Raw genomic sequence first — 17,193 nt, 5'->3', positions numbered from 1 at the left:
GCACGTGCAGAACGAGCCCACCGTACGGATGACGGCAGTGCGCCGTCTGTACGAGGTGAGCGCCCGGATGGGCGCCGGGCGGAGCCTGGCCGAGACGCTGCAGGCGGTCGTCGACGGCGTCGTGAACGGCCTCGGCTTCGGTATCGCCGTGCTCAACCTGCGACAGGCCGACGGCAAGTTCGAGGTGATCGCCGTGGCCGGCTCGCCGGAGGCCCGGGAGGCGCTGCTCGGCACGGTCAGCGCGGCCGACATCTTCGACGCGGAGTTCGCGATCGCGGACAAGTGGGGTGGGCTGCGGTTCGTACCGCACGAGCGGCTGCCCGTGGGCGGCGAGATCGTCGGCTGGGTGCCCGAGATCCCGGTACCGACCGCAGTGGACGCCTGGCATCCGCTGGACGCGTTGTTCGCGCCGCTGCACTCGTCTGATGGCGAGTTGGTCGGGATGCTCTCCGTCGATCTGCCCGAGGACCAGCGGCGACCGGGGCAGATCCATCGCGAGCTGCTGGAAATCTTCGCGACCCAGGCCGGGATCGCGATCGACAAGGCCCGGCTGACCGATCAACTGCTCGCCGAGAAGGCGCGGCTGGAGGCGAGCGAGACGACTTTCCGGCTGGTGTTCGAGGGGGCCGGCAACGGGATGGCGACGATTGCTTTCGACGGTCCGGAGGCCGGGCGGATTCTGCGCGTCAACGATGCGTTCTGCCACATCACCGGGTACACGCCGGCCCAGTTGATCGGCACGACCTTCGTCGACTACCTGCGTGACGAGGAGACCGGCCAGACGGAACGGGAGATCGAGCAGCTTGCCACCGGGCGCGGTCCGTACCGGTTCGAGCGCACCTTCCGGCGTACCGACGGAAACGACATCTGGCTGGGCGGTACCGCCGCCATCGTCGACCAAGGTGTCGACCAGCCGAGGATCATCCTGATCCAGATCGACGACGTGACCGCCCGCAAGGACGAGGAACGCGAACTCCGCCACCACGCGGCCCACGACCCACTCACCGGCCTGCCGAACCGGCGACTGCTCCAGCATCGCTTCAACGCCGCCCTGCAACGGTCGCGGCAGAGCGGGCGTCGTGGGGTGCTGTTGTTCTGCGACCTCAACCGCTTCAAACAGGTCAACGACAAGTACGGCCACGAGGCCGGCGACAAGGCCCTCCGCGAGATCGCCGACCGCCTCCTGACCGAGGTCCGCCACGGCGACACCGTGGCCCGGCTCGGCGGCGACGAATTCGCCATCCTCGCCGAAGACATCGACGGCGACGACCTCGACGTCCTGATGCGCCGAATCGACGAATCCATCAGCCGCCCCCTCGAAGGCATCGACGTCCCCGTGACCGCCAGCATCGGCACAGCCGTCGTCAGCCCGTACGCCGCCGACCTGGACGAACTCCTCCGCACCGCCGACAACGCCATGTACGAAGCCAAACGCACCTACCGAGCCAGCCAAAGCTGACCAGCCCACCCGAACCACCGCCCGCTCAACCACACGACACACGCGCAGGCCCACCGGTCACAGCCAGCATCGGCTCCGCCATTGTCGGCCGGTACGTCGCCGACCTCGACGAACTCCTCCGAACCGCCGACAACGCCATGTACGAAGCAAAAATGCACTACCGAGCCACGAAGTGACAGCAGCACGCGAAGAGCAGTTGATTACGAACGGTGATCACTGGCATGCTTACACGACGTCTACCGCCAGAGACTCGGAGTATCGATGTCGCTTTCCGACAACAGTGCGAGAGGACATCACTCCCGGCTTCAAGGCAACTATGGCGAGGCCTATATGCGCGTCATTGCCGCATCTGCCGGGTTGAGAGTTTCCAAGGAGGAGCCCGAGCCAGAGGGAATAGATCTCCTCATCACACGGGTCTTGCCCGGAGAGCATCGAGCGCGCGCTCGGGCGGAGTTTCAGGTCAAGACAACAAGCTCGATCGCCACCAATGGCGGACATATCCGATACGTGATGCGGCGGGCAGACTACCTCTCGTTGACAGGGACTGTCGGTGTTGAACTGGACATTCCTCGCTATCTCGCGCTGGTGGTCGTTCCACCGGAGATGGATCAGTGGGCTGTGATCGGCGAGGACTGCCTCACCCTGCACCGACACGCCTACTTCGCCGATCTCATGGGTCCATCGCAACTGGAGGATGGGAAGCAGAGTCTGACTGTGTCGGTCCCCTGCACTAATCTGCTGACACCGGCCACCTTGCTGGCTCTGGTAAGTGACGACTCCGAGGAGGTTGCGTGATGGATGTCCACGTGACCGATGTCGATGCGCTGAATGCCCGCACGGCAGACGACTGGTCTGTCTATTTGACTGCCAAGGGATGGATACCTGCGCTCAGGGAAGCCGGCGGAACTGAGTGGGTTCTCGGCAGTGGGTCAGGTTCTGTATGGGTGCCAAGAAGCCCACAGATGCGGGGCTACGCCACTCGCGTGGCTGAGATCCTCCGGGTCCTGTCCGAACAGGAGGATCGCTCGGAGAGTGAGGTCCTCTTCGATGTCACTCATGCCGGCTACGACGTTCAGAGGTTGCGCCTTCTTCCGCATGGCGAGCCGGGAACCGTCGGACTGGTCGACGGAAGTGACTCGCTAGCAGGTATCAAGAAGTGGGTGCTCAGCGGCGCCATCGCTACAGCGCTCGGAGATCACCAACTCGTCCTGCCGAATCGCTGGTCTGGGGCAGTGACAACCTTCATGAGCGAGTCCAAGCTGGCAGCGCCCTCCGAAGGGAGCTTCATCTGGAACGTCATCACCCCGATCGGGCAGCGGGGCAAGACTGCTTTGCCTTTGGAAGAAGATGAGTCTGACGAACTCACCGTTGATTTCGGCCGAAGCGTCACCTTGACGCTGTACCGGGCAACGTCGGCCGTGAAGCAAGCTGTTGCAGCTGTAGTCGACGGGACTGAGACAGTCTCAGACGCTTTCAACAGTCGGACCCGCCGAGGTGTCACAGCGAATCTCTGCGAAGGATTGGTAGAAGCGGCATCTGACTCGCACGTCCCGTACAGCGTCGACTTCAGCTGGGCGGCGACCCATGCGGGGCCGCCCACGGATCGGATCGCCTTCGTGCCCGCCGAGCTTGACGTACTCGTCGACGCCGCTCGGGATTTCCGCAACCGCGCGCCTCAAGAGAACGTGACCATTCGTGGGACTGTAGTGAGACTGGTACGTGAGAGCGAGCTTCGCCCAGGCGAAGTAACAATCGCTGGCATCATGGAGGATGACTGGGAGGAACGGTTTGGTCACTTCTGGGTCGAGCTTTCTGATCTGGATTACGCCGCTGCCGTACGCGCGCATGAGGATCGGGCGATCGTCGTGGCGACCGGTGATGTTTCCCGCGTAGGCAATCGTCGGCGCCTGTCCAACCTTCGCCAGTTCTCTGTGCTGCCTGCGGATCCCGAGGCTTGAGTCAGCCAGTTCGGGGCGTCGTTGGCGACAGGATTGCTGTCTGAGATGACGGGCGACGCCAAAGGGCAGTAGGTATGACGCAATGACGGGCCCGAGGTCGTGCAAGCGACGGGAGGCGAGCCCGGCGACCAGCACCCAATGCGAGTACCGGCGCGACGTTCTCGCATCGCGCGACGGAGGAGCGCTTTCACGGGCGGGTGGGAGCGGCCAGAGCCGGAGCGACGCAGCAGCAGAGGCGGCGGGGCGCGTGGGGCTGTTCGCGGAGCGCGTGGGGGCTACTGGGCGGGGCGTTGTCTGCGGCGGCGTTGTTGTCTTCGGTCCGTCTTGGCGGGTTGCTGGGGTTCGGAGTGCCAGTGTTGGAGGAGGGCTATTGCTGCCTCGTTGTGGCGGTCGACCAAGGGCATTACCCGGTGGATGTTGGTGAAGGCGAAGATCGGGGTCCAGTGGGACTTGCCGTCCTCCGACTTCCAGCGGACGGCGGGGAAGTCGGTGATCGAGGTCACCTCGTCGCGGGCGATCCGGCGGTTGCGGAACAGGCCGTGCACCTCGATCCCGTCGTCGTCGGCAACCACCCCGAGACGCCAGCCGAACAGACCGATGTAGGCGGCAACAGCCAGGCTCACCAACCCGACACCGATGACCACGCTCAAATGCACGTCGCCGTACAGGGCAACGACCAGCACACCCGCCAGGACCGGCCAGATGAGCGCGCTGGAGATGCGGGTGATCAGCAGGGGTTTCAGTTCCACCTGCTCATTCTCGCTCAGTCCTCGGCTACTCGAGCGAGCCCAGCCTGTTGAGCGCCTGGTCGGTCAGGCGGTAGACGGTCCATTCGTCTTGGGGGTTTGCGCCGACGGACTTGTAGAAGTCGATGGCGGGGGTGTTCCAGTTGAGGACTGACCATTCGAGGCGTTCGTAGTTGTTGGTTACGCATTCTTGGGCGAGGGCGGTGAGGAGTGCCTTGCCGAGGCCGGAGCCGCGGTGGAGGGGGCTGACGAAGAGGTCTTCGAGGTAGATGCCGTGGACTCCTCGCCAGGTGGAGAAGCTGAGGAACCAGATGGCGCAGCCGACCACCTCGCCGTCGGCCAGGGCGACGTGGCAGAAGGCCGCGGGAGTCGGGCCGAAGAGGGCAGTCGACAGCTGCGAGGCGGTCAGGTGGCACTCGTCGGGGGCCTTCTCGTACTCCGCGAGCGCGTAGACCAGCTCGACGATCGCCGGTACGTCGGAAGGCTGGGCGCGGCGGATTCGGTCGTCAGTCTGCATGCGAACATCCTGCCGCGTTATCCATTGACCTGGAGCAAGCGAATGGCGGCAACCGTTTACCTAGCTGTCCCTTCACTCTTGGCGTGGCGTCCGGCGACCCGCAGTACAGCAGTGTCGTGCTCTGGACCCGCCTCGCGCTCGACCCGTTCGCCGTCGACGGCAAGGGCGGGATGCCGGCCAAGCCGGTCCGGGTGGAGTACGAGGTCGCCCGGGACGAGCGTTTCCGGCACCTGGTACGCCGGTCCAGCGTGGTCGCGACTCCTGAGCTCGGGCACTCGGTCCACCCGGAGGTCAACGGGCTGGCGCCGGATCACGAGTACTACTACCGATTCCGTACCGGCGGGGAGATCTCGACGGTCGGCCGTACCCGGACCACTCCGCATCCGCTCAGCTCGCCGCGTGAGGTGCGATTCGCGTTCGCCTCGTGCAACGCCTGGCAGGACGGGTACTTCACCGCGTACCAGCACATGGCGGACGAGGATCTCGACCTGGTCGTGCACCTGGGCGACTACCTCTACGAGTCGGGCGTGAAGACCAACAAGCGCGGCGTGGTGACGGACCCCCGCTTCCACACCGAGACGTTCGACCTGGCCCGGTACCGGCTGCAGTACTCGCTCTACAAGACCGAGGCGCCGCTGCAGGCCGCGCACGCGGCGCATCCGTGGATCCACACGTTCGACGACCACGAGGTGGAGAACAACTGGGCGGGCGACCGCTCCCAGGCCGACACCGAGCCGGATCAGGACCCGGTGATCTTCCGGCAGCGCCGGGCGCAGGCGTTCCAGGCGATGTACGAGAACCTGCCGCTCAGGCACGCGCAGATGCCGCAGGGCCCGGACATCCGGTACCACCGCCGCCTCCCGTACGGCCGGCTCGCCGACTTCACGATCCTGGACACCCGCCAGTACCGCTCTGACCAGCCGTGCGGCGACGGGGACTCGGCGACCTGCGACGACCGGTTCGACCCGGACAACACGATGCTCGGCGGCAAGCAGCGCAAGTGGCTGCTCGACGGGTTCCGTCAGTCCAACGCTCGCTGGCAGGTGATCGGCAACCAGACCCCGATGGGCCAGACCGACATGGATCCCGGCCCGGACACCCACGTCTGGCTCGACCCGTGGGACGGATATGTTGCCGAGCGCAACAAGGTGCTCGCGGCAGCGCAGGACAGCGGCGTACGGAACCTGGTCGTGATCACCGGCGACCGCCACCAGAACTACGCCCTCGAACTCAAGCGCGACTTCGCCGACCCAAACTCCCGCACGGTCGGCACCGAGTTCGTCGGTACGTCGATCACCAGCGGCGGCGACGGCGCCGACACCACTCCCCAGGGCGACCAGTTCCTCGCCGCCAACCCGCACCTCAAGTTCTTCAACTCCCAGCGCGGCTACGTCCGCGTCACCGCCGACCAGCACCGCTGGCGCTCCGACTTCCGCGTCCTCCCCTACGTCAGCACCCCGGACGCCCCGATCAGCACCCGCGCCAGCTACGTCGTCGAGGACCGCAACCCGCACGTGCACGTCTCCTGAGCCGATTCAGTACCCGCACTGCTGACTCTCAGTGGATATTGCTGTTTGAAAGGTGAGCCGACCTGCGGGAGGTTAAGAGGTATGACCTCAACCACCCGCAGGATCGGCGACACCCAGGTCAGCGCGATCGGTCTCGGCGCCATGCCGATGTCGATCGAAGGACGGCCTGACGACGAGAGCCGGTCGATCGCGACCATCCACGCCGCGCTCGACGGGGGCATCACCTTGATCGACACCGCCGACGCCTACCACCTCGACTCCTCCGACATCGGGCACAACGAGACGCTGATCGCGAAGGCGCTCAACTCGTACGGCGGTGACACCTCCGGCGTACTGGTCGCGACCAAGGGCGGGCACCTTCGCCCGGGTGGCGGCGCGTGGACGCTGGACGGGTCGCCCGAGCATCTGAAGCAGGCGGCCGAGGACTCGCTCAAGCGACTCGGTGTCGACGCGATCGGGCTGTACCAGTTCCACCGGCCGGACCCGAAGACGCCGTACGAGGACTCCGTCGGCGCGATCCGCGACCTGCTCGACGCGGGCAAGATCCGGATGGCCGGCATCTCCAACGCGAACCCGGCCCAGATCCGGCAGGCGAACGAGATCCTCGGCGGCCGGCTCGTCTCGGTCCAGAACCAGTTCTCGCCGGCCTTCCGCTCCAGCGAACCCGAGCTCGAGCTGTGCGACGAACTGGGGATCGCCTTCCTGCCCTGGTCCCCGCTCGGCGGCATCTCCAACGCCTCCGACCTCGGCGACAAGCACCCCGCGTTCCACCAACTGGCCGCCGAGCTGAACGTCAGCCCGCAGAAGCTCACCCTGGCCTGGATGCTCGCCAAGTCCCCGGTCGTCATCCCGATCCCCGGCTCCAGCCGCCCGGAGACCATCCGCGACTCCTACTCAGCCATCGACCTCACCCTCACCCCGGAGCAGGTAGCCACCCTCGACGCATCCTGATCAGGACACCCCTCGGAATATCAGCTCAGCCCGGCGGCGTTGAGGGGCGCATGGAGGACATGCGCGTTGAGTTATGGCCTTGGCCAGCAGTACTTCGACGAGCGGGACTATCGCGGCGCGATCCGTGCACTGCTCCCGGTCGTCGAGGAGACCCCGGAAGACGTGGGCACGCGGCTGTTGCTGGCGCGTGCCTACTTCCACAGCGCCTCGCTGAAGCCGGCCGAGGAACACCTGCTGGTGATCCTCGACCGCGACCCGACCGAGGCGTACGCCCATCTCTTGATGGCCCGTACGCTCGAACGCCTCAGCCGTGGCGACGAAGCGATCAAGCACCGCCGAATCGCCGCCGCCCTCACCGGCGACGATTCACTCCTGGCCTCGCAGAGCTACAGCACCACCAAGAACTAGCTGCGGGCCCGCTGAGCGGCGTACAGATCGGCGACTGATGGGCGCGACGCCAGTTGATAGGTGCCGTTCTCAAGGTCGCCTGGGAAGTCTCGGGGAAGGCCGCTGCCTGCGGCGGCCAACCCCTGCAGGCCAACGGTGATGCTGCGCGGAGCCACATCGGCCAGGTCGATCGCATACGGAACCCCGCTGGTGACACGGACGTTCCAGTGCGCGATCCGCGCGCCGAAGAGTGGCCCCGACGCGGCTGAGCCGCCGACCCGGCCGTTGTTGGTCAGGGTGATGTCCGTTCGGGCGTTCTCGAACGGCATCGCCCGGTGGGTGTCGAAAGTGCCTTCGGCCATCGTGCCGCGACGCCAGACGTTGCCGGCGGACAACCCTTCCAGGTTGAGCCCGTGATGCAACGCGCCACTCGGCAACGGAACGGTGAACTGCTCGATCTCGAAGCCGTCGACCAGGTTGTCATGCGACTGCATCCGGCAGGCAAAACTGTGATGCGCGGATCGCCCAGCGACCACGACATCGGTCAGCGTGACCGCCTTCGTGGTGGTGAACCCGAAGCCCAGATCGCAGTTCTCGACCCGTACGTCATCCGCCCAGCAGTCATGAACCGCCTGGAAACAAAGGCCGTTCGACCCTGGATGCCGGTTGTGGATCGTCATCGGCCGCAGCTCGTTGCGGATCGTCAGTGACTCCACTCCGACGTCGTGCAGGGTCGGGCCGATCTCCCGCAGACGCGACGGCCAGCTCGGCCGCAGGTCGTACCGCAACGGCTGGGCCAACCTCACCAGGCGGTCCCCCAGCACAGCCTCGATCCGGACCGGCCACTGCAGCGTCGCGTACTGGATGTACTGCCCACCAGACCCAGTCGTCAGCTGCGGCGCCTTCACCGGCCAGTCGTACGCACTCACTCCGGCGACATCCCCAGCCACATGCCGCAAGACTCCTGCATCGGCGGGATTGTCAGTCTCCAGTACGACGAGATCGCCCGGCGCCAGCCGACTCGTGTCGGACACGAGGAGTGTGCGCTGACCCCGTGACCCCGAGCCGACCGCAGTCAGTGTGTCGCCGAGCAACCACCCCTCCGACGTCGCGAAGTCCTCAGCCTCGGACTTGGCCTTCCGCTCGGGCGCGATCACCCAGATCTGGCCACCCGTCCACGACCATCGACTCTGCAGGCTCGGCTGCAGGTTGGGCCGGTACGACTCCTCGAGCGGCCGGGTGAAGTGCAGGATGGTGTCGTCCGGACCAGACCCTTTCAGGACGACGTTGGACCACTGGATCCAGAGCGGCGAGTCGAGGCGGTACGTGCCTCGCGGTACGACGACAGTGCCGCCGCCGCGCTCACCGGCGTACCGGACTGCTGCGGTGAAGGCGGCTGCGTCATCGACACCGGTCCCGGGCCGAGCACCGAAATCGGTGACCCGGGCGACGACGCGCGGCCGTCGTGGACGCTCTCCTCCGCCGTACCCGGCGTGGGAGATGTCCGGGATGAGCGGATGTGCGCCGGGCGCCTCGGCCCATTGGTCGAGGAGCTCGGCGGAGAGGTCTGCTGATTTGCGGGCCGTGGTTCCGCCTGATGGGACTGCGGCAGCGGGCAGTGCCGCGGCCGCTGGAATTGCGGCCGCTGACCCCAGTACCAGGCGGCGGCTGAGCAAAGGACGGTCCTGACGCATGAGGTGCTCCTCGGGGCGGTGAGGTTTCACATGGCGGGACTCAGTTTCACCGGACGGGATCGATCTGACAAGGGCCTGGTCAGTGATGGAATGACTCGCCGAGGATTGGCGTTACGACGGGCAGAATAGTTTAATTGTGAACTAACGCTAGATCGAGGAGTCGAGATGCAGTTCGGTGTGTTCACCGTCGGAGACGTGACGAAGGACCCGGTGAGCGGCAAGACGCTGACCGAGGGCGAGCGGATCCAGCAGATGGTGACGGTCGCCTTGAAGGCCGAGGAAGTCGGTCTGGACGTGTTCGCGACCGGCGAGCACCACAACCCGCCGTTCGTGCCGTCGTCACCGACCACGCTGCTCGGTTTCATCGCCGCCAAGACGTCGAAGATCCTGCTGTCGACCTCGACCACGCTGATCACCACGAACGACCCGGTGAAGATCGCCGAGGACTACGCGATGCTGCAGCACCTGGCCGAGGGCCGGGTCGACCTGATGATGGGCCGCGGCAACACCGGCCCGGTCTACCCGTGGTTCGGCCAGGACATCCGCAACGGCATCCACCTCGCGATCGAGAACTACGCCCTGCTGCGCCGGTTGTGGCGCGAGGACGTGGTCAGCTGGGAAGGCAAGTTCCGTACTCCGCTGGAGGGCTTCACCTCGACACCGCGGCCGCTGGACGGCGTACCGCCGTTCGTCTGGCACGGTTCGATCCGCAGCCCGGAGATCGCCGAGCAGGCCGCGTACTACGGCGACGGCTTCTTCCACAACAACATCTTCTGGCCGGCCGACCACACTGCCCGGCTGATCCAGCATTACCGTTCGCGGTTCGAGCACTACGGCCACGGGGCTGCTGACCAGGCCATCGTCGGGCTGGGCGGCCAGGTGTTCATGCGCAAGAACTCGCAGGATGCGCGCTCGGAGTACCGGCCGTACTTCGACCACTCGCCGATCTACGGTGGCGGGCCGTCGATGGAGGACACGATGGAGCAGACGCCGCTCGCGGTCGGGAGTCCGCAGGAGATCATCGACCGGACGATGACGTTCCGGGAGAAGTTCGGCGACTACCAGCGGCAGCTGTTCATCGCGGATCACGCGGGTCTGCCGTTGAAGACGGTGCTGGAGCAGATGGACATCCTCGGGTCTGAGGTCGTTCCCGTGCTGCGCAAGGAGTTTGACGCGTTGCGGCCGGCGCACGTGCCGGAGGCGCCGACGCACGAATCGCTGAAGGCCGCGGCCGAGCGGGCCGCTGCGTTGGAGAGTGTGAGCCCGGAGGCTGTTGGGCTGGAGGGAACGCGATGACTTCGCGAACGATCGCGGTGGTGACTGCTGGGTTGACGACGCCTTCGTCGACCCGGCTGCTCGCCGATCGCCTCTCCGCCGCCGTCCGAGATCAGCTGGACGGCCGCGGTACGGCGTACAAGATCGAGATCATCGAACTCCGCGAACTGGCGCACGACCTGACCAACAACCTGCTGACCGGCTTCCCTTCAGTGGAACTCGGGAAGGTGCTGGAGACCGTCGTAGCCGCCGACGGTTTGATCGCGGTGACACCGACCTTCAGCGCTTCGTACAATGGCCTCTTCAAAATGTTCTTCGACGTCCTGGACGACCAGGCCCTGGCCGGCAAGCCGGTCCTGATCGCCGCAACCGGCGGCACCGAACGCCACTCGCTCGTCCTGGACTTCGCCTTGCGCCCGCTCTTCTCCTACTTGAAAGCGATCGTCATGCCCACCGGCGTCTACGCCGCCTCCTCCGACTGGGGCACCGGCGCAGCGAAACTCCACACCCGCATCGAACGAGCCGCGACTGAACTGGTCGATGCCATGAGCAACGAACGTCCAGCCGCGGTCGACCCGTACACCAACCCCACGTCGTTCGAAGACCTCCTCAACAGCTGACCCACCCAGTCCCCCACGCGACCTCCGACGCCTGCTCCTACGTCGCATGCTCGTTCGGCCGCTCCCGCCCACCCCGCGGATTGCGCTCCTGCGTCGCGCGGTGCGACCACGGTGGTGGGAGCCCGCCTCCGGTGGCGGACTGTTGTTGGCATAGCGGGCCGACCGCTTGTAGCGGGTGTCGGCGCTTGGCCTGCGTCGACTCGGTGTTGCTGGGCGTGACCGCTTGCGTGCAGAAGGACAGGTAGTAGTCCTGCTCAGCCAGACCGCCTGAGCGCGATCCGGCTGGAGCCGAGCCTCCATGGAGCACTACTACCTGCCCCTCGGTGCACCTCGGCCCCGACTAGTGGTGGCCGGACCCATCGTCCGAAGAGTGACCGGAACCCGAACCGTCCGATCCGGAGTGACCGGAACCCGACCCGGACGAATCGGACCCAGACGAGCCCGAACCGGAGTGGCCTGATCTCGACTTGCCGGAACCTGAGCCGGAGCCAGAGCCGTCGTGGCCGCCCCTGTCGTCACCGGGTTCCACGTGACGGCGCAGACCGCCCTTGTCGTCGCCTGGCTCCGCGTGGCGGCGTAGACCGCCCCTGTCGTCACCGGGCTCGACGTGCCGGCGTAGGCCACCTTTGTCATCACCCGGCTCTGCGTGGCGACGCAATCCACCCTTGTCATCGCCAGCTTCGGACGTCTTGCGGGCCGTTGGCGTACGCAAACCGCCCTTGTCATCGCCCGGCTCGGCGGTCGCGCGAGTGGACGGCGTACGAAGACCACCCTTGTCGTCACCGATCTGCGTGGTCTGCGTGGTCTGCGTGCTGGGAGTGCGGTGGTCGCCACCCTTGTCGTCGCCGGTCGTCACAGCTGACCAGGCAAGCGTCCCGCCGGCCACCACACCCGTCACCGCAACAACGGCAATTGCACCGCTGCCGGCCCAAGCGAAGTACCGCCGCGACTTCCGCCGCCCCACGTTCGGCTGCTGCCCCATGCCTTCGTTCTGCTCATCAGTTTTCATACCCCGAGCCTCACCCGCCACCACGGGCAACAGCCATCGGACCTTGGTCGTAGTACCTCTCAACGCCTCGTCTCGTACCTGGTCATGATCACGCCGCCGGGAAAGGTCCGCGTCTCCACCAGGTTCAGGTTCACCCAACTGTGCAACGCGGTGAAGAACGGGGTGCCCCCGCCCACCAGCACCGGGTGGGTGACGATCTCGTATTCGTCCACCAGCCCGGCCCGCATGGCCGCCCCAGCGAGCGTGGCGCCACAGACCCTCATCGGCTCGCCGTTCTCCGCCTTGAGCCGGGTGATCTCCGCTACCGCGTCGCCGGTGACCAGGCGGGTGTTCCAGTCGACCTTGTCGATCGTCGAGGAGAACACCACCTTCGGCGTGTCCCGCCAGTTCCGCGCGAACTCGATCTGCGCCGGGGTGGCGTCGGGCTGCTGGTCGCCGGTCGGCCAGTGGGAACTCATCGCCTCCCACAGCTTGCGCCCGTACAGCAACATCCCGATCGCCAACTCCTGGTCGAGCCACCACTGAAACAGCTCGTCGCTCGGCGCGCTCCAGCCGAGGTCGTCGCCGGGCGCGGCGATGTAGCCGTCCAGGGTCATGTTCATGCCGTAGATCAGTTTCCGCATGGCGCACGCCTCTCTGTCAGTCCGGCGGCCTTTCGCCGGCCGCAGGTCACCCCTACTACGAACGTCGCACTCCGGATCCGACAGGTCGTTGGCAGAGTTTCTCACCAGCTTCTCCCCCGGCGCCTGTACGGCAGAGGCACTCGCTGGGACCCGCGCCGATCAGCTCCTCGCGCTCCGGATATGGGCCGGCCTCGGCAGACCAGATCGGCTCGGCGCAGGAAACCGATCAATGCGCGATCTGAGCTCGGGCCGACCCACCACATCCCGCCTACCAAGCCCGGCTAGCTAGCAATGCGGTCGCACCGCGCGACGGATGAGCGCCAAGACACCGGGGCGGGCGGAGCGGGAGAACGAGCATGCGACGCAGGAGCAGGCGCCGGAGGCTGCGTGGGGGATCTACTTGCGGTCGGCGATCAGGAGGGCTGTGCCGTCGAGGATTCTGGTGAGGCCGAAGGTTAGGGCGTGGGCTGGGTCGACGGTGGCTTGGTAGTGCTCGCCGGCTGCGGTGCCTACTCGGCCGGCGACCGGGAAGCGGTCGGCCAGGCCTGCCATGTAGCGCTCGAGAACCGGGGCGGTGTTGAGCCACCACTCCTGGTCTGAGAGGCCGGATTCCTGTTGGGTGCGGATTTGCTCGGCGCCTGCCCGGGCCGTGCCCAGTACGTGGGTGAGGACCAGGGAGAGGGTCGAGTCCATCTCGACATCCGTCAGGCCGAGGCCGTCCAGGGGGCGGAGTTCGGCTTCGTACTTGAGGGTGATGTTCGGGCCGAGGGCCATCCGGCCGGCGGGCACGTCGTGGAGCCAGGGATGGCTGGTCAGTACGTCCCAGTTGCGGTGGGCGATGAATTCGAGCGCCCCTCGCCAGCCACCCGGTTGCCTGCCAGGCTCGTCGGCGTCGGCGTACAGGTTGGCGTAGACGGTGTCGAACATCAGGTCGGTCAGCTCGCCCTTGCCCGGTACGTGCGTGTAGAGCGACATCGTGCCGACCTTCAACCGCTCGGCGACCAGCCGCATGGACAGCGCCTCGAGCCCGCCGGAGTCGGCCAGTTCGATTGCGGCGTCGACGATCGCGCGCACCGTCAGCCCGGATCTGCCCGGCTTGGTGTGACTGCCCCACAGCAGCGCCAGACTGCGCGCCGGGTCGGGTGGCGCCACCCTCTTGCCACTCATAGAGCTCCGCTCACGGGAACAAACTCCAGCCGGTCGTCGTTGACCCGATCGTACCTGAGCCGTACGCTGTACGGTACAGTCTACGGTTCGCAGACCCGGACGAGAGGTGGCACGTGACGACTGAGCGCATGATCGAGGCGTTCGACGTACGGAAGAACTACGCCGGAGGCACGGAGGGGGCGGGGCTGAACGGATTCGACCTGGAGGTGAGCGCGGGCACGGTGACCGGCCTGCTGGGGCCGAACGGAGCGGGCAAGACGACGGCGGTACGGATCCTGGCGACCCTGCTCAGGATGGAGTCCGGCGAGGCGCGGATCGCCGGGTACGACGTGAGCCGGCAGGGCGCGGAGGTCAGGCGCACGATCGGCCTGGTCGGCCAGTACGCCGCTGTCGACGAAATCCTCACCGGGAAGCAGAACCTGGTGATGTTCGGCCGGCTCAACCATCTCGGCCACACCAGATCAGCAAGCCGGGCCGACGAGTTGCTCGAGCGGTTCGGCCTGACCGAGTCGGCCGACTTGCCGGCCTCGAAGTACTCCGGCGGGATGCGCCGGCGACTCGACCTGGCCGCGAGCCTCATCGTCGCGCCCAAGGTGCTGTTCGTCGACGAGCCGACCACCGGGCTCGACCCGGCCGGCCGCGCTGGGGTGTGGTCAGCCATCAGGGAGCTGGTCAGGCAAGGAACGACGGTGCTGCTGACCACGCAGTACCTGGACGAGGCAGATCAGTTGGCCGACCGGATCTCGATGCTCAAGGCGGGCAAGGTCGTGGCTGAGGGGACGCCGGACGCGCTGAAGGCCCAGCTGGGCGCGGACTGGCTCGACTTGGTGCTCACGGCAACAGATCAGGTACCGCTGGTCCTGCAACTGACCGAGCGGCTGGCCGACGGCGATGTCCAGGTCGACGATCTGAAGGTGAGCATCCCCGTCAAGGACCGCACGAGAGCCCTCGTGGAGGTCGCCACAATGTTGCAGGAGGCAAAGATCGAACCAGCGGACATCACCTTGCGCAGACCGACCCTCGACGAGGTCTTCCTGCACCTGACCGGAGCGGGGGTGCCGGAATGACGGCGCGACTGGGCTGGGCCCTGGCGGACGGCTGGACGATCGCGCGGCGCGCCTTGCTGCATTGGCGGATGCAGCCCGGGCCGGTGATCTTCGGCTGGCTCTTCCCGGTGCTGATGATGCTGATGTTCGGCGCGTTGCTCGGCGGCGCGATCGAGATGCCGTCCGGAGATTCGTACTACGAGCTGCTGGTGCCGGGCATCTTCGCGCTGGCGATGTTGTTCGGACTCGAGTCGACGATGACGGCGGTCACCACCGACGTGGCGAAGGGGATCACCGATCGGTTCCGCTCCCTGCCGATGAGTTCGGCGGCCGTCGTCCTCGGCCGGTGCATCGCGGATCTGATCGACTCGGCCGTCACGTTGATCGTGCTGAGCGGCGCCGGGCTCGCGCTCGGCTGGCGGTGGCACGGCAGTGTGGTCGAGGCGGTGGCGGCGTTCGGGCTGTTGCTTGCGCTGCGGTTCGCGTTGCTCTGGATCGGGATCTTCATCGGGCTCACGGTGAAGAACGCGCAGAGCATCGTCGCCGTGCAGGTCGTGGTCTGGCCGATCGGCTTCCTGTCCAGCGCGTTCGTCGCCACCTCGACGATGCCGGACTGGCTCGGCACGATCGCCCAGTGGAACCCGCTCTCGGCGACGGCGACCGCGGCCAGATCGCTGTTCGGCAACCCGGATCCGTCGGCGGCATCTTGGATCGGTGACCACGCGCTGGCGGCAGCGATCATCGGCCCTTTGTTGCTGACTGCGATCTTCTTGCCGCTGTCGGCAGTCCGCTTCCGCCGGTTGTCGCGCTGAGCAACCTCAGGCCACGCTGCGGATCTTGTACTGATCCTTACCCGGATAAGTGCGTAATTCTGCCCGTAAACGGGTAACGATGGGGGATGGAGTATCGCGATGGAGTCGTCCGCCGGGCGGCGTGGGAGGTTCCCCACGCTGCCGGGCGGTCGCTCGGGAGCTCCTCGGCCCGTCGGCTGGCACGGCTGATGGGGTCCGCGGAGGGGCTGACCGAGGCGGGCGTCACCCGGATCGCCAACCGGATCTCGCCGCGGGTCGCGGACCAGAATCCGCGGCTGGTGAAGATCTCCCCGGAGTGGGCGGCAACGGACATCGCAGTACGCCGGCAAGGCCTGCGCTGGCGACTCGACCTGCGCGACAACCTGCAGGCGGTCCTGTACTACGCCGGCCGCTACGAGCCGGCCGTGACGCGCTTCCTGCGAGCCGAGCTGAAGCCGGACGACGTCGTACTCGACATCGGGGCGAACATCGGGCTGCACAGCCTCGGCGCGGCCAGGCAGTTGCGCGAACTCGGCGGCGGCAAGGTGATCGCCTTCGAGCCGGCGGCGGACTCCATGGACAAGCTGCGGGCGGCGGCGGAGCTCAACGGGCTGGCCGATCTCATCACGCTGGTGCCCGTCGCGCTCGGCGAACGGAAGTACCAGGCAGCACTGCATGCGGACTCCCGGTATGACCCGGCCGACTCCGGCGTGCGGTCGCTGCAGGCGGATGGCGAGGTCGTCCAGGACGTACCGGTGATCCGGCTGGACGACTGGGTTCGCGAGCAGGGGCTGGACCGGGTGGACGTGGTCAAGCTGGATGTCGAGGGATCCGAGGCTGCTGCGCTGGCCGGGGCGACCAGGACGCTCGTCCGATTCAAGCCCCGCGCGGTACTGGTCGAAGACAAGAACCCCGCCCTCAGGCGTCGGCTCCACACAGCGCTGGACGAACTCGGCTACCGCTCGACCGGCGTCACCTTCGACCACAACACCCTGTTCCGCCCCGACCGCACCGACCGCGAAGTCCTCCGCCGCCACTCACTCCGCTGATCAGCCGGTCGCGGGCCGGTTACCAGTGGCGGCGGAGGGTTCCGCCGCGGGTGGGCAGCCGGGTCGGCACCACGGGTGCCACCGGCGGTACTGCGGCCGCGAGCTCGCGCTGCCGATCGAGGTCGGCCAGGGCAGCCTTCTTCGAGGGATAGCGGGTCTTCCAGAACACCTCTCCGACATTCACCCGGATCGTCCAGCCGCCGCGGAAGACCACGAAATGGGTGAAGACATTGACCAGGAGCGTCGCGGGCACCAAGAGCAGGATGAAGACGAAGACGGCGATCTCGCCGCCGTCGCCGCCGGCGAACCAGTCCCAGTCGACCCAGCCCGAGCGGTCCAGCTGAACCGGCTCGATGTCGTCGTCCATGGAGC

General features: G+C 66.8%; 18 protein-coding genes. 11 read left to right on the top strand and 7 right to left on the bottom strand.

Going from position 1 to position 17,193, the window contains the following annotated elements; genetic code table 11:
- The first annotated feature begins 4 nt into the window (after positions 1 to 4).
- The 3 genes from ACIA12_RS22530 to ACIA12_RS22520 all read left to right on the top strand — a co-directional run bounded on the left by ACIA12_RS22530 (position 5) and on the right by ACIA12_RS22520 (position 3,417).
- Positions 5 to 1,459: a diguanylate cyclase domain-containing protein gene (locus ACIA12_RS22530; protein ID WP_396368995.1), complete on the top strand. Its 1,455-nt coding sequence runs from the start codon at positions 5 to 7 to the stop codon at positions 1,457 to 1,459.
- A gap of 261 nt (positions 1,460 to 1,720) precedes the next feature.
- Positions 1,721 to 2,254, top strand: a complete 534-nt coding sequence (locus ACIA12_RS22525) for a DUF4365 domain-containing protein (protein ID WP_396368993.1) — start codon at positions 1,721 to 1,723, stop codon at positions 2,252 to 2,254.
- Positions 2,254 to 3,417 carry a hypothetical protein gene (locus ACIA12_RS22520; protein ID WP_396368992.1) on the top strand — a complete coding sequence of 388 codons (1,164 nt, stop codon included), beginning with the start codon at positions 2,254 to 2,256 and terminating at the stop codon, positions 3,415 to 3,417. Before ACIA12_RS22525 ends, ACIA12_RS22520 begins: the two co-directional genes overlap by 1 nt.
- A 275-nt stretch (positions 3,418 to 3,692) precedes the next feature.
- Here the strand turns inward: ACIA12_RS22520 and ACIA12_RS22515 are convergent, their stop codons facing one another.
- Positions 3,693 to 4,166, bottom strand: coding sequence for a PH domain-containing protein (locus ACIA12_RS22515; RefSeq protein ID WP_396368991.1), 474 nt, complete (start codon positions 4,164 to 4,166; stop codon positions 3,693 to 3,695).
- 25 nt (positions 4,167 to 4,191) lie between these two features.
- A complete protein-coding gene (locus ACIA12_RS22510; RefSeq protein WP_396368990.1) occupies positions 4,192 to 4,680 on the bottom strand; it encodes a GNAT family N-acetyltransferase in 489 nt (162 codons plus the stop codon).
- A gap of 83 nt (positions 4,681 to 4,763) precedes the next feature.
- Between ACIA12_RS22510 and ACIA12_RS22505 the strand changes: the two genes are divergently transcribed.
- From ACIA12_RS22505 to ACIA12_RS22495, 3 genes are all read left to right on the top strand, one after another.
- The gene (locus ACIA12_RS22505) at positions 4,764 to 6,209 is read left to right on the top strand and encodes an alkaline phosphatase D family protein (protein WP_396368989.1); all 1,446 of its coding nucleotides are present in this window, start codon (positions 4,764 to 4,766) and stop codon (positions 6,207 to 6,209) included.
- 81 nt (positions 6,210 to 6,290) lie between these two features.
- Positions 6,291 to 7,160 carry an aldo/keto reductase gene (locus ACIA12_RS22500; RefSeq protein ID WP_396368988.1) on the top strand — a complete coding sequence of 290 codons (870 nt, stop codon included), beginning with the start codon at positions 6,291 to 6,293 and terminating at the stop codon, positions 7,158 to 7,160.
- A 66-nt stretch (positions 7,161 to 7,226) separates the two neighbouring features.
- A complete protein-coding gene (locus tag ACIA12_RS22495) occupies positions 7,227 to 7,568 on the top strand; it encodes a tetratricopeptide repeat protein (protein WP_396368987.1) in 342 nt (113 codons plus the stop codon).
- On the opposite strand, the gene ACIA12_RS22490 is transcribed toward ACIA12_RS22495, so the two are convergent.
- The gene (locus ACIA12_RS22490; RefSeq protein ID WP_396368986.1) at positions 7,565 to 9,241 is read right to left on the bottom strand and encodes a glycosyl hydrolase family 28-related protein; all 1,677 of its coding nucleotides are present in this window, start codon (positions 9,239 to 9,241) and stop codon (positions 7,565 to 7,567) included. The two genes, ACIA12_RS22495 and ACIA12_RS22490, sit on opposite strands and share 4 nt — an antisense overlap.
- Positions 9,242 to 9,406: 165 nt before the next feature.
- On the opposite strand from ACIA12_RS22490, the gene ACIA12_RS22485 reads away from it, so the two are divergent.
- Positions 9,407 to 10,537 carry an LLM class flavin-dependent oxidoreductase gene (locus tag ACIA12_RS22485; protein ID WP_396368985.1) on the top strand — a complete coding sequence of 377 codons (1,131 nt, stop codon included), beginning with the start codon at positions 9,407 to 9,409 and terminating at the stop codon, positions 10,535 to 10,537.
- Positions 10,534 to 11,136, top strand: coding sequence for an FMN reductase (locus tag ACIA12_RS22480; RefSeq protein WP_396368984.1), 603 nt, complete (start codon positions 10,534 to 10,536; stop codon positions 11,134 to 11,136). Before ACIA12_RS22485 ends, ACIA12_RS22480 begins: the two co-directional genes overlap by 4 nt.
- Before the next feature lie 340 nt (positions 11,137 to 11,476).
- Here ACIA12_RS22480 and ACIA12_RS22475 read toward each other — a convergent pair whose 3' ends face one another.
- The 3 genes from ACIA12_RS22475 to ACIA12_RS22465 all read right to left on the bottom strand — a co-directional run bounded on the left by ACIA12_RS22475 (position 11,477) and on the right by ACIA12_RS22465 (position 13,935).
- Positions 11,477 to 12,145: a hypothetical protein gene (locus tag ACIA12_RS22475; RefSeq protein WP_396368983.1), complete on the bottom strand. Its 669-nt coding sequence runs from the start codon at positions 12,143 to 12,145 to the stop codon at positions 11,477 to 11,479.
- Positions 12,146 to 12,204: 59 nt separating this feature from the next.
- Entirely contained in the window at positions 12,205 to 12,768 is a 564-nt protein-coding gene (locus tag ACIA12_RS22470; protein WP_396368982.1) for a dihydrofolate reductase family protein, read from the bottom strand.
- 396 nt (positions 12,769 to 13,164) lie between these two features.
- Complete coding sequence (locus ACIA12_RS22465; protein WP_396368981.1) at positions 13,165 to 13,935, bottom strand: TetR/AcrR family transcriptional regulator; 771 nt, start codon at positions 13,933 to 13,935, stop codon at positions 13,165 to 13,167.
- Positions 13,936 to 14,063: 128 nt separating this feature from the next.
- On the opposite strand from ACIA12_RS22465, the gene ACIA12_RS22460 reads away from it, so the two are divergent.
- The 3 genes from ACIA12_RS22460 to ACIA12_RS22450 all read left to right on the top strand — a co-directional run bounded on the left by ACIA12_RS22460 (position 14,064) and on the right by ACIA12_RS22450 (position 16,821).
- Complete coding sequence (locus ACIA12_RS22460) at positions 14,064 to 15,002, top strand: ATP-binding cassette domain-containing protein (protein ID WP_396369388.1); 939 nt, start codon at positions 14,064 to 14,066, stop codon at positions 15,000 to 15,002.
- A complete protein-coding gene (locus ACIA12_RS22455) occupies positions 14,999 to 15,793 on the top strand; it encodes an ABC transporter permease (RefSeq protein WP_396368980.1) in 795 nt (264 codons plus the stop codon). Before ACIA12_RS22460 ends, ACIA12_RS22455 begins: the two co-directional genes overlap by 4 nt.
- A gap of 86 nt (positions 15,794 to 15,879) precedes the next feature.
- The gene (locus ACIA12_RS22450; RefSeq protein ID WP_396368978.1) at positions 15,880 to 16,821 is read left to right on the top strand and encodes an FkbM family methyltransferase; all 942 of its coding nucleotides are present in this window, start codon (positions 15,880 to 15,882) and stop codon (positions 16,819 to 16,821) included.
- A gap of 19 nt (positions 16,822 to 16,840) precedes the next feature.
- Here the strand turns inward: ACIA12_RS22450 and ACIA12_RS22445 are convergent, their stop codons facing one another.
- Positions 16,841 to 17,188, bottom strand: a complete 348-nt coding sequence (locus ACIA12_RS22445) for a hypothetical protein (protein ID WP_396368977.1) — start codon at positions 17,186 to 17,188, stop codon at positions 16,841 to 16,843.
- Positions 17,189 to 17,193 lie beyond the last annotated feature (5 nt).

Origin of the sequence: Kribbella sp. NPDC051620 (genome assembly GCF_044453825.1) — a bacterium.
Lineage (GTDB): Bacteria > Actinomycetota > Actinomycetes > Propionibacteriales > Kribbellaceae > Kribbella.
This window is presented reverse-complemented; position numbering and strand designations above follow the sequence as displayed.

Bases quoted from the DNA above. Each gene is read 5' to 3' on its own strand.
- ACIA12_RS22525 (WP_396368993.1), top strand. From the start codon at position 1,721: ATGTCGCTTTCCGACAACAGTGCGAGAGGACATCACTCCCGGCTTCAA.
- ACIA12_RS22520 (WP_396368992.1), top strand. From the start codon at position 2,254: ATGGATGTCCACGTGACCGATGTCGATGCGCTGAATGCCCGCACGGCA.
- ACIA12_RS22510 (WP_396368990.1), bottom strand. From the start codon at position 4,680: ATGCAGACTGACGACCGAATCCGCCGCGCCCAGCCTTCCGACGTACCG.
- ACIA12_RS22500 (WP_396368988.1), top strand. From the start codon at position 6,291: ATGACCTCAACCACCCGCAGGATCGGCGACACCCAGGTCAGCGCGATC.
- ACIA12_RS22490 (WP_396368986.1), bottom strand. From the start codon at position 9,241: ATGCGTCAGGACCGTCCTTTGCTCAGCCGCCGCCTGGTACTGGGGTCA.
- ACIA12_RS22485 (WP_396368985.1), top strand. From the start codon at position 9,407: ATGCAGTTCGGTGTGTTCACCGTCGGAGACGTGACGAAGGACCCGGTG.
- ACIA12_RS22480 (WP_396368984.1), top strand. From the start codon at position 10,534: ATGACTTCGCGAACGATCGCGGTGGTGACTGCTGGGTTGACGACGCCT.
- ACIA12_RS22475 (WP_396368983.1), bottom strand. From the start codon at position 12,145: ATGAAAACTGATGAGCAGAACGAAGGCATGGGGCAGCAGCCGAACGTG.
- ACIA12_RS22470 (WP_396368982.1), bottom strand. From the start codon at position 12,768: ATGCGGAAACTGATCTACGGCATGAACATGACCCTGGACGGCTACATC.
- ACIA12_RS22465 (WP_396368981.1), bottom strand. From the start codon at position 13,935: ATGAGTGGCAAGAGGGTGGCGCCACCCGACCCGGCGCGCAGTCTGGCG.
- ACIA12_RS22460 (WP_396369388.1), top strand. From the start codon at position 14,064: ATGATCGAGGCGTTCGACGTACGGAAGAACTACGCCGGAGGCACGGAG.
- ACIA12_RS22455 (WP_396368980.1), top strand. From the start codon at position 14,999: ATGACGGCGCGACTGGGCTGGGCCCTGGCGGACGGCTGGACGATCGCG.
- ACIA12_RS22450 (WP_396368978.1), top strand. From the start codon at position 15,880: ATGGAGTATCGCGATGGAGTCGTCCGCCGGGCGGCGTGGGAGGTTCCC.
- ACIA12_RS22445 (WP_396368977.1), bottom strand. From the start codon at position 17,188: ATGGACGACGACATCGAGCCGGTTCAGCTGGACCGCTCGGGCTGGGTC.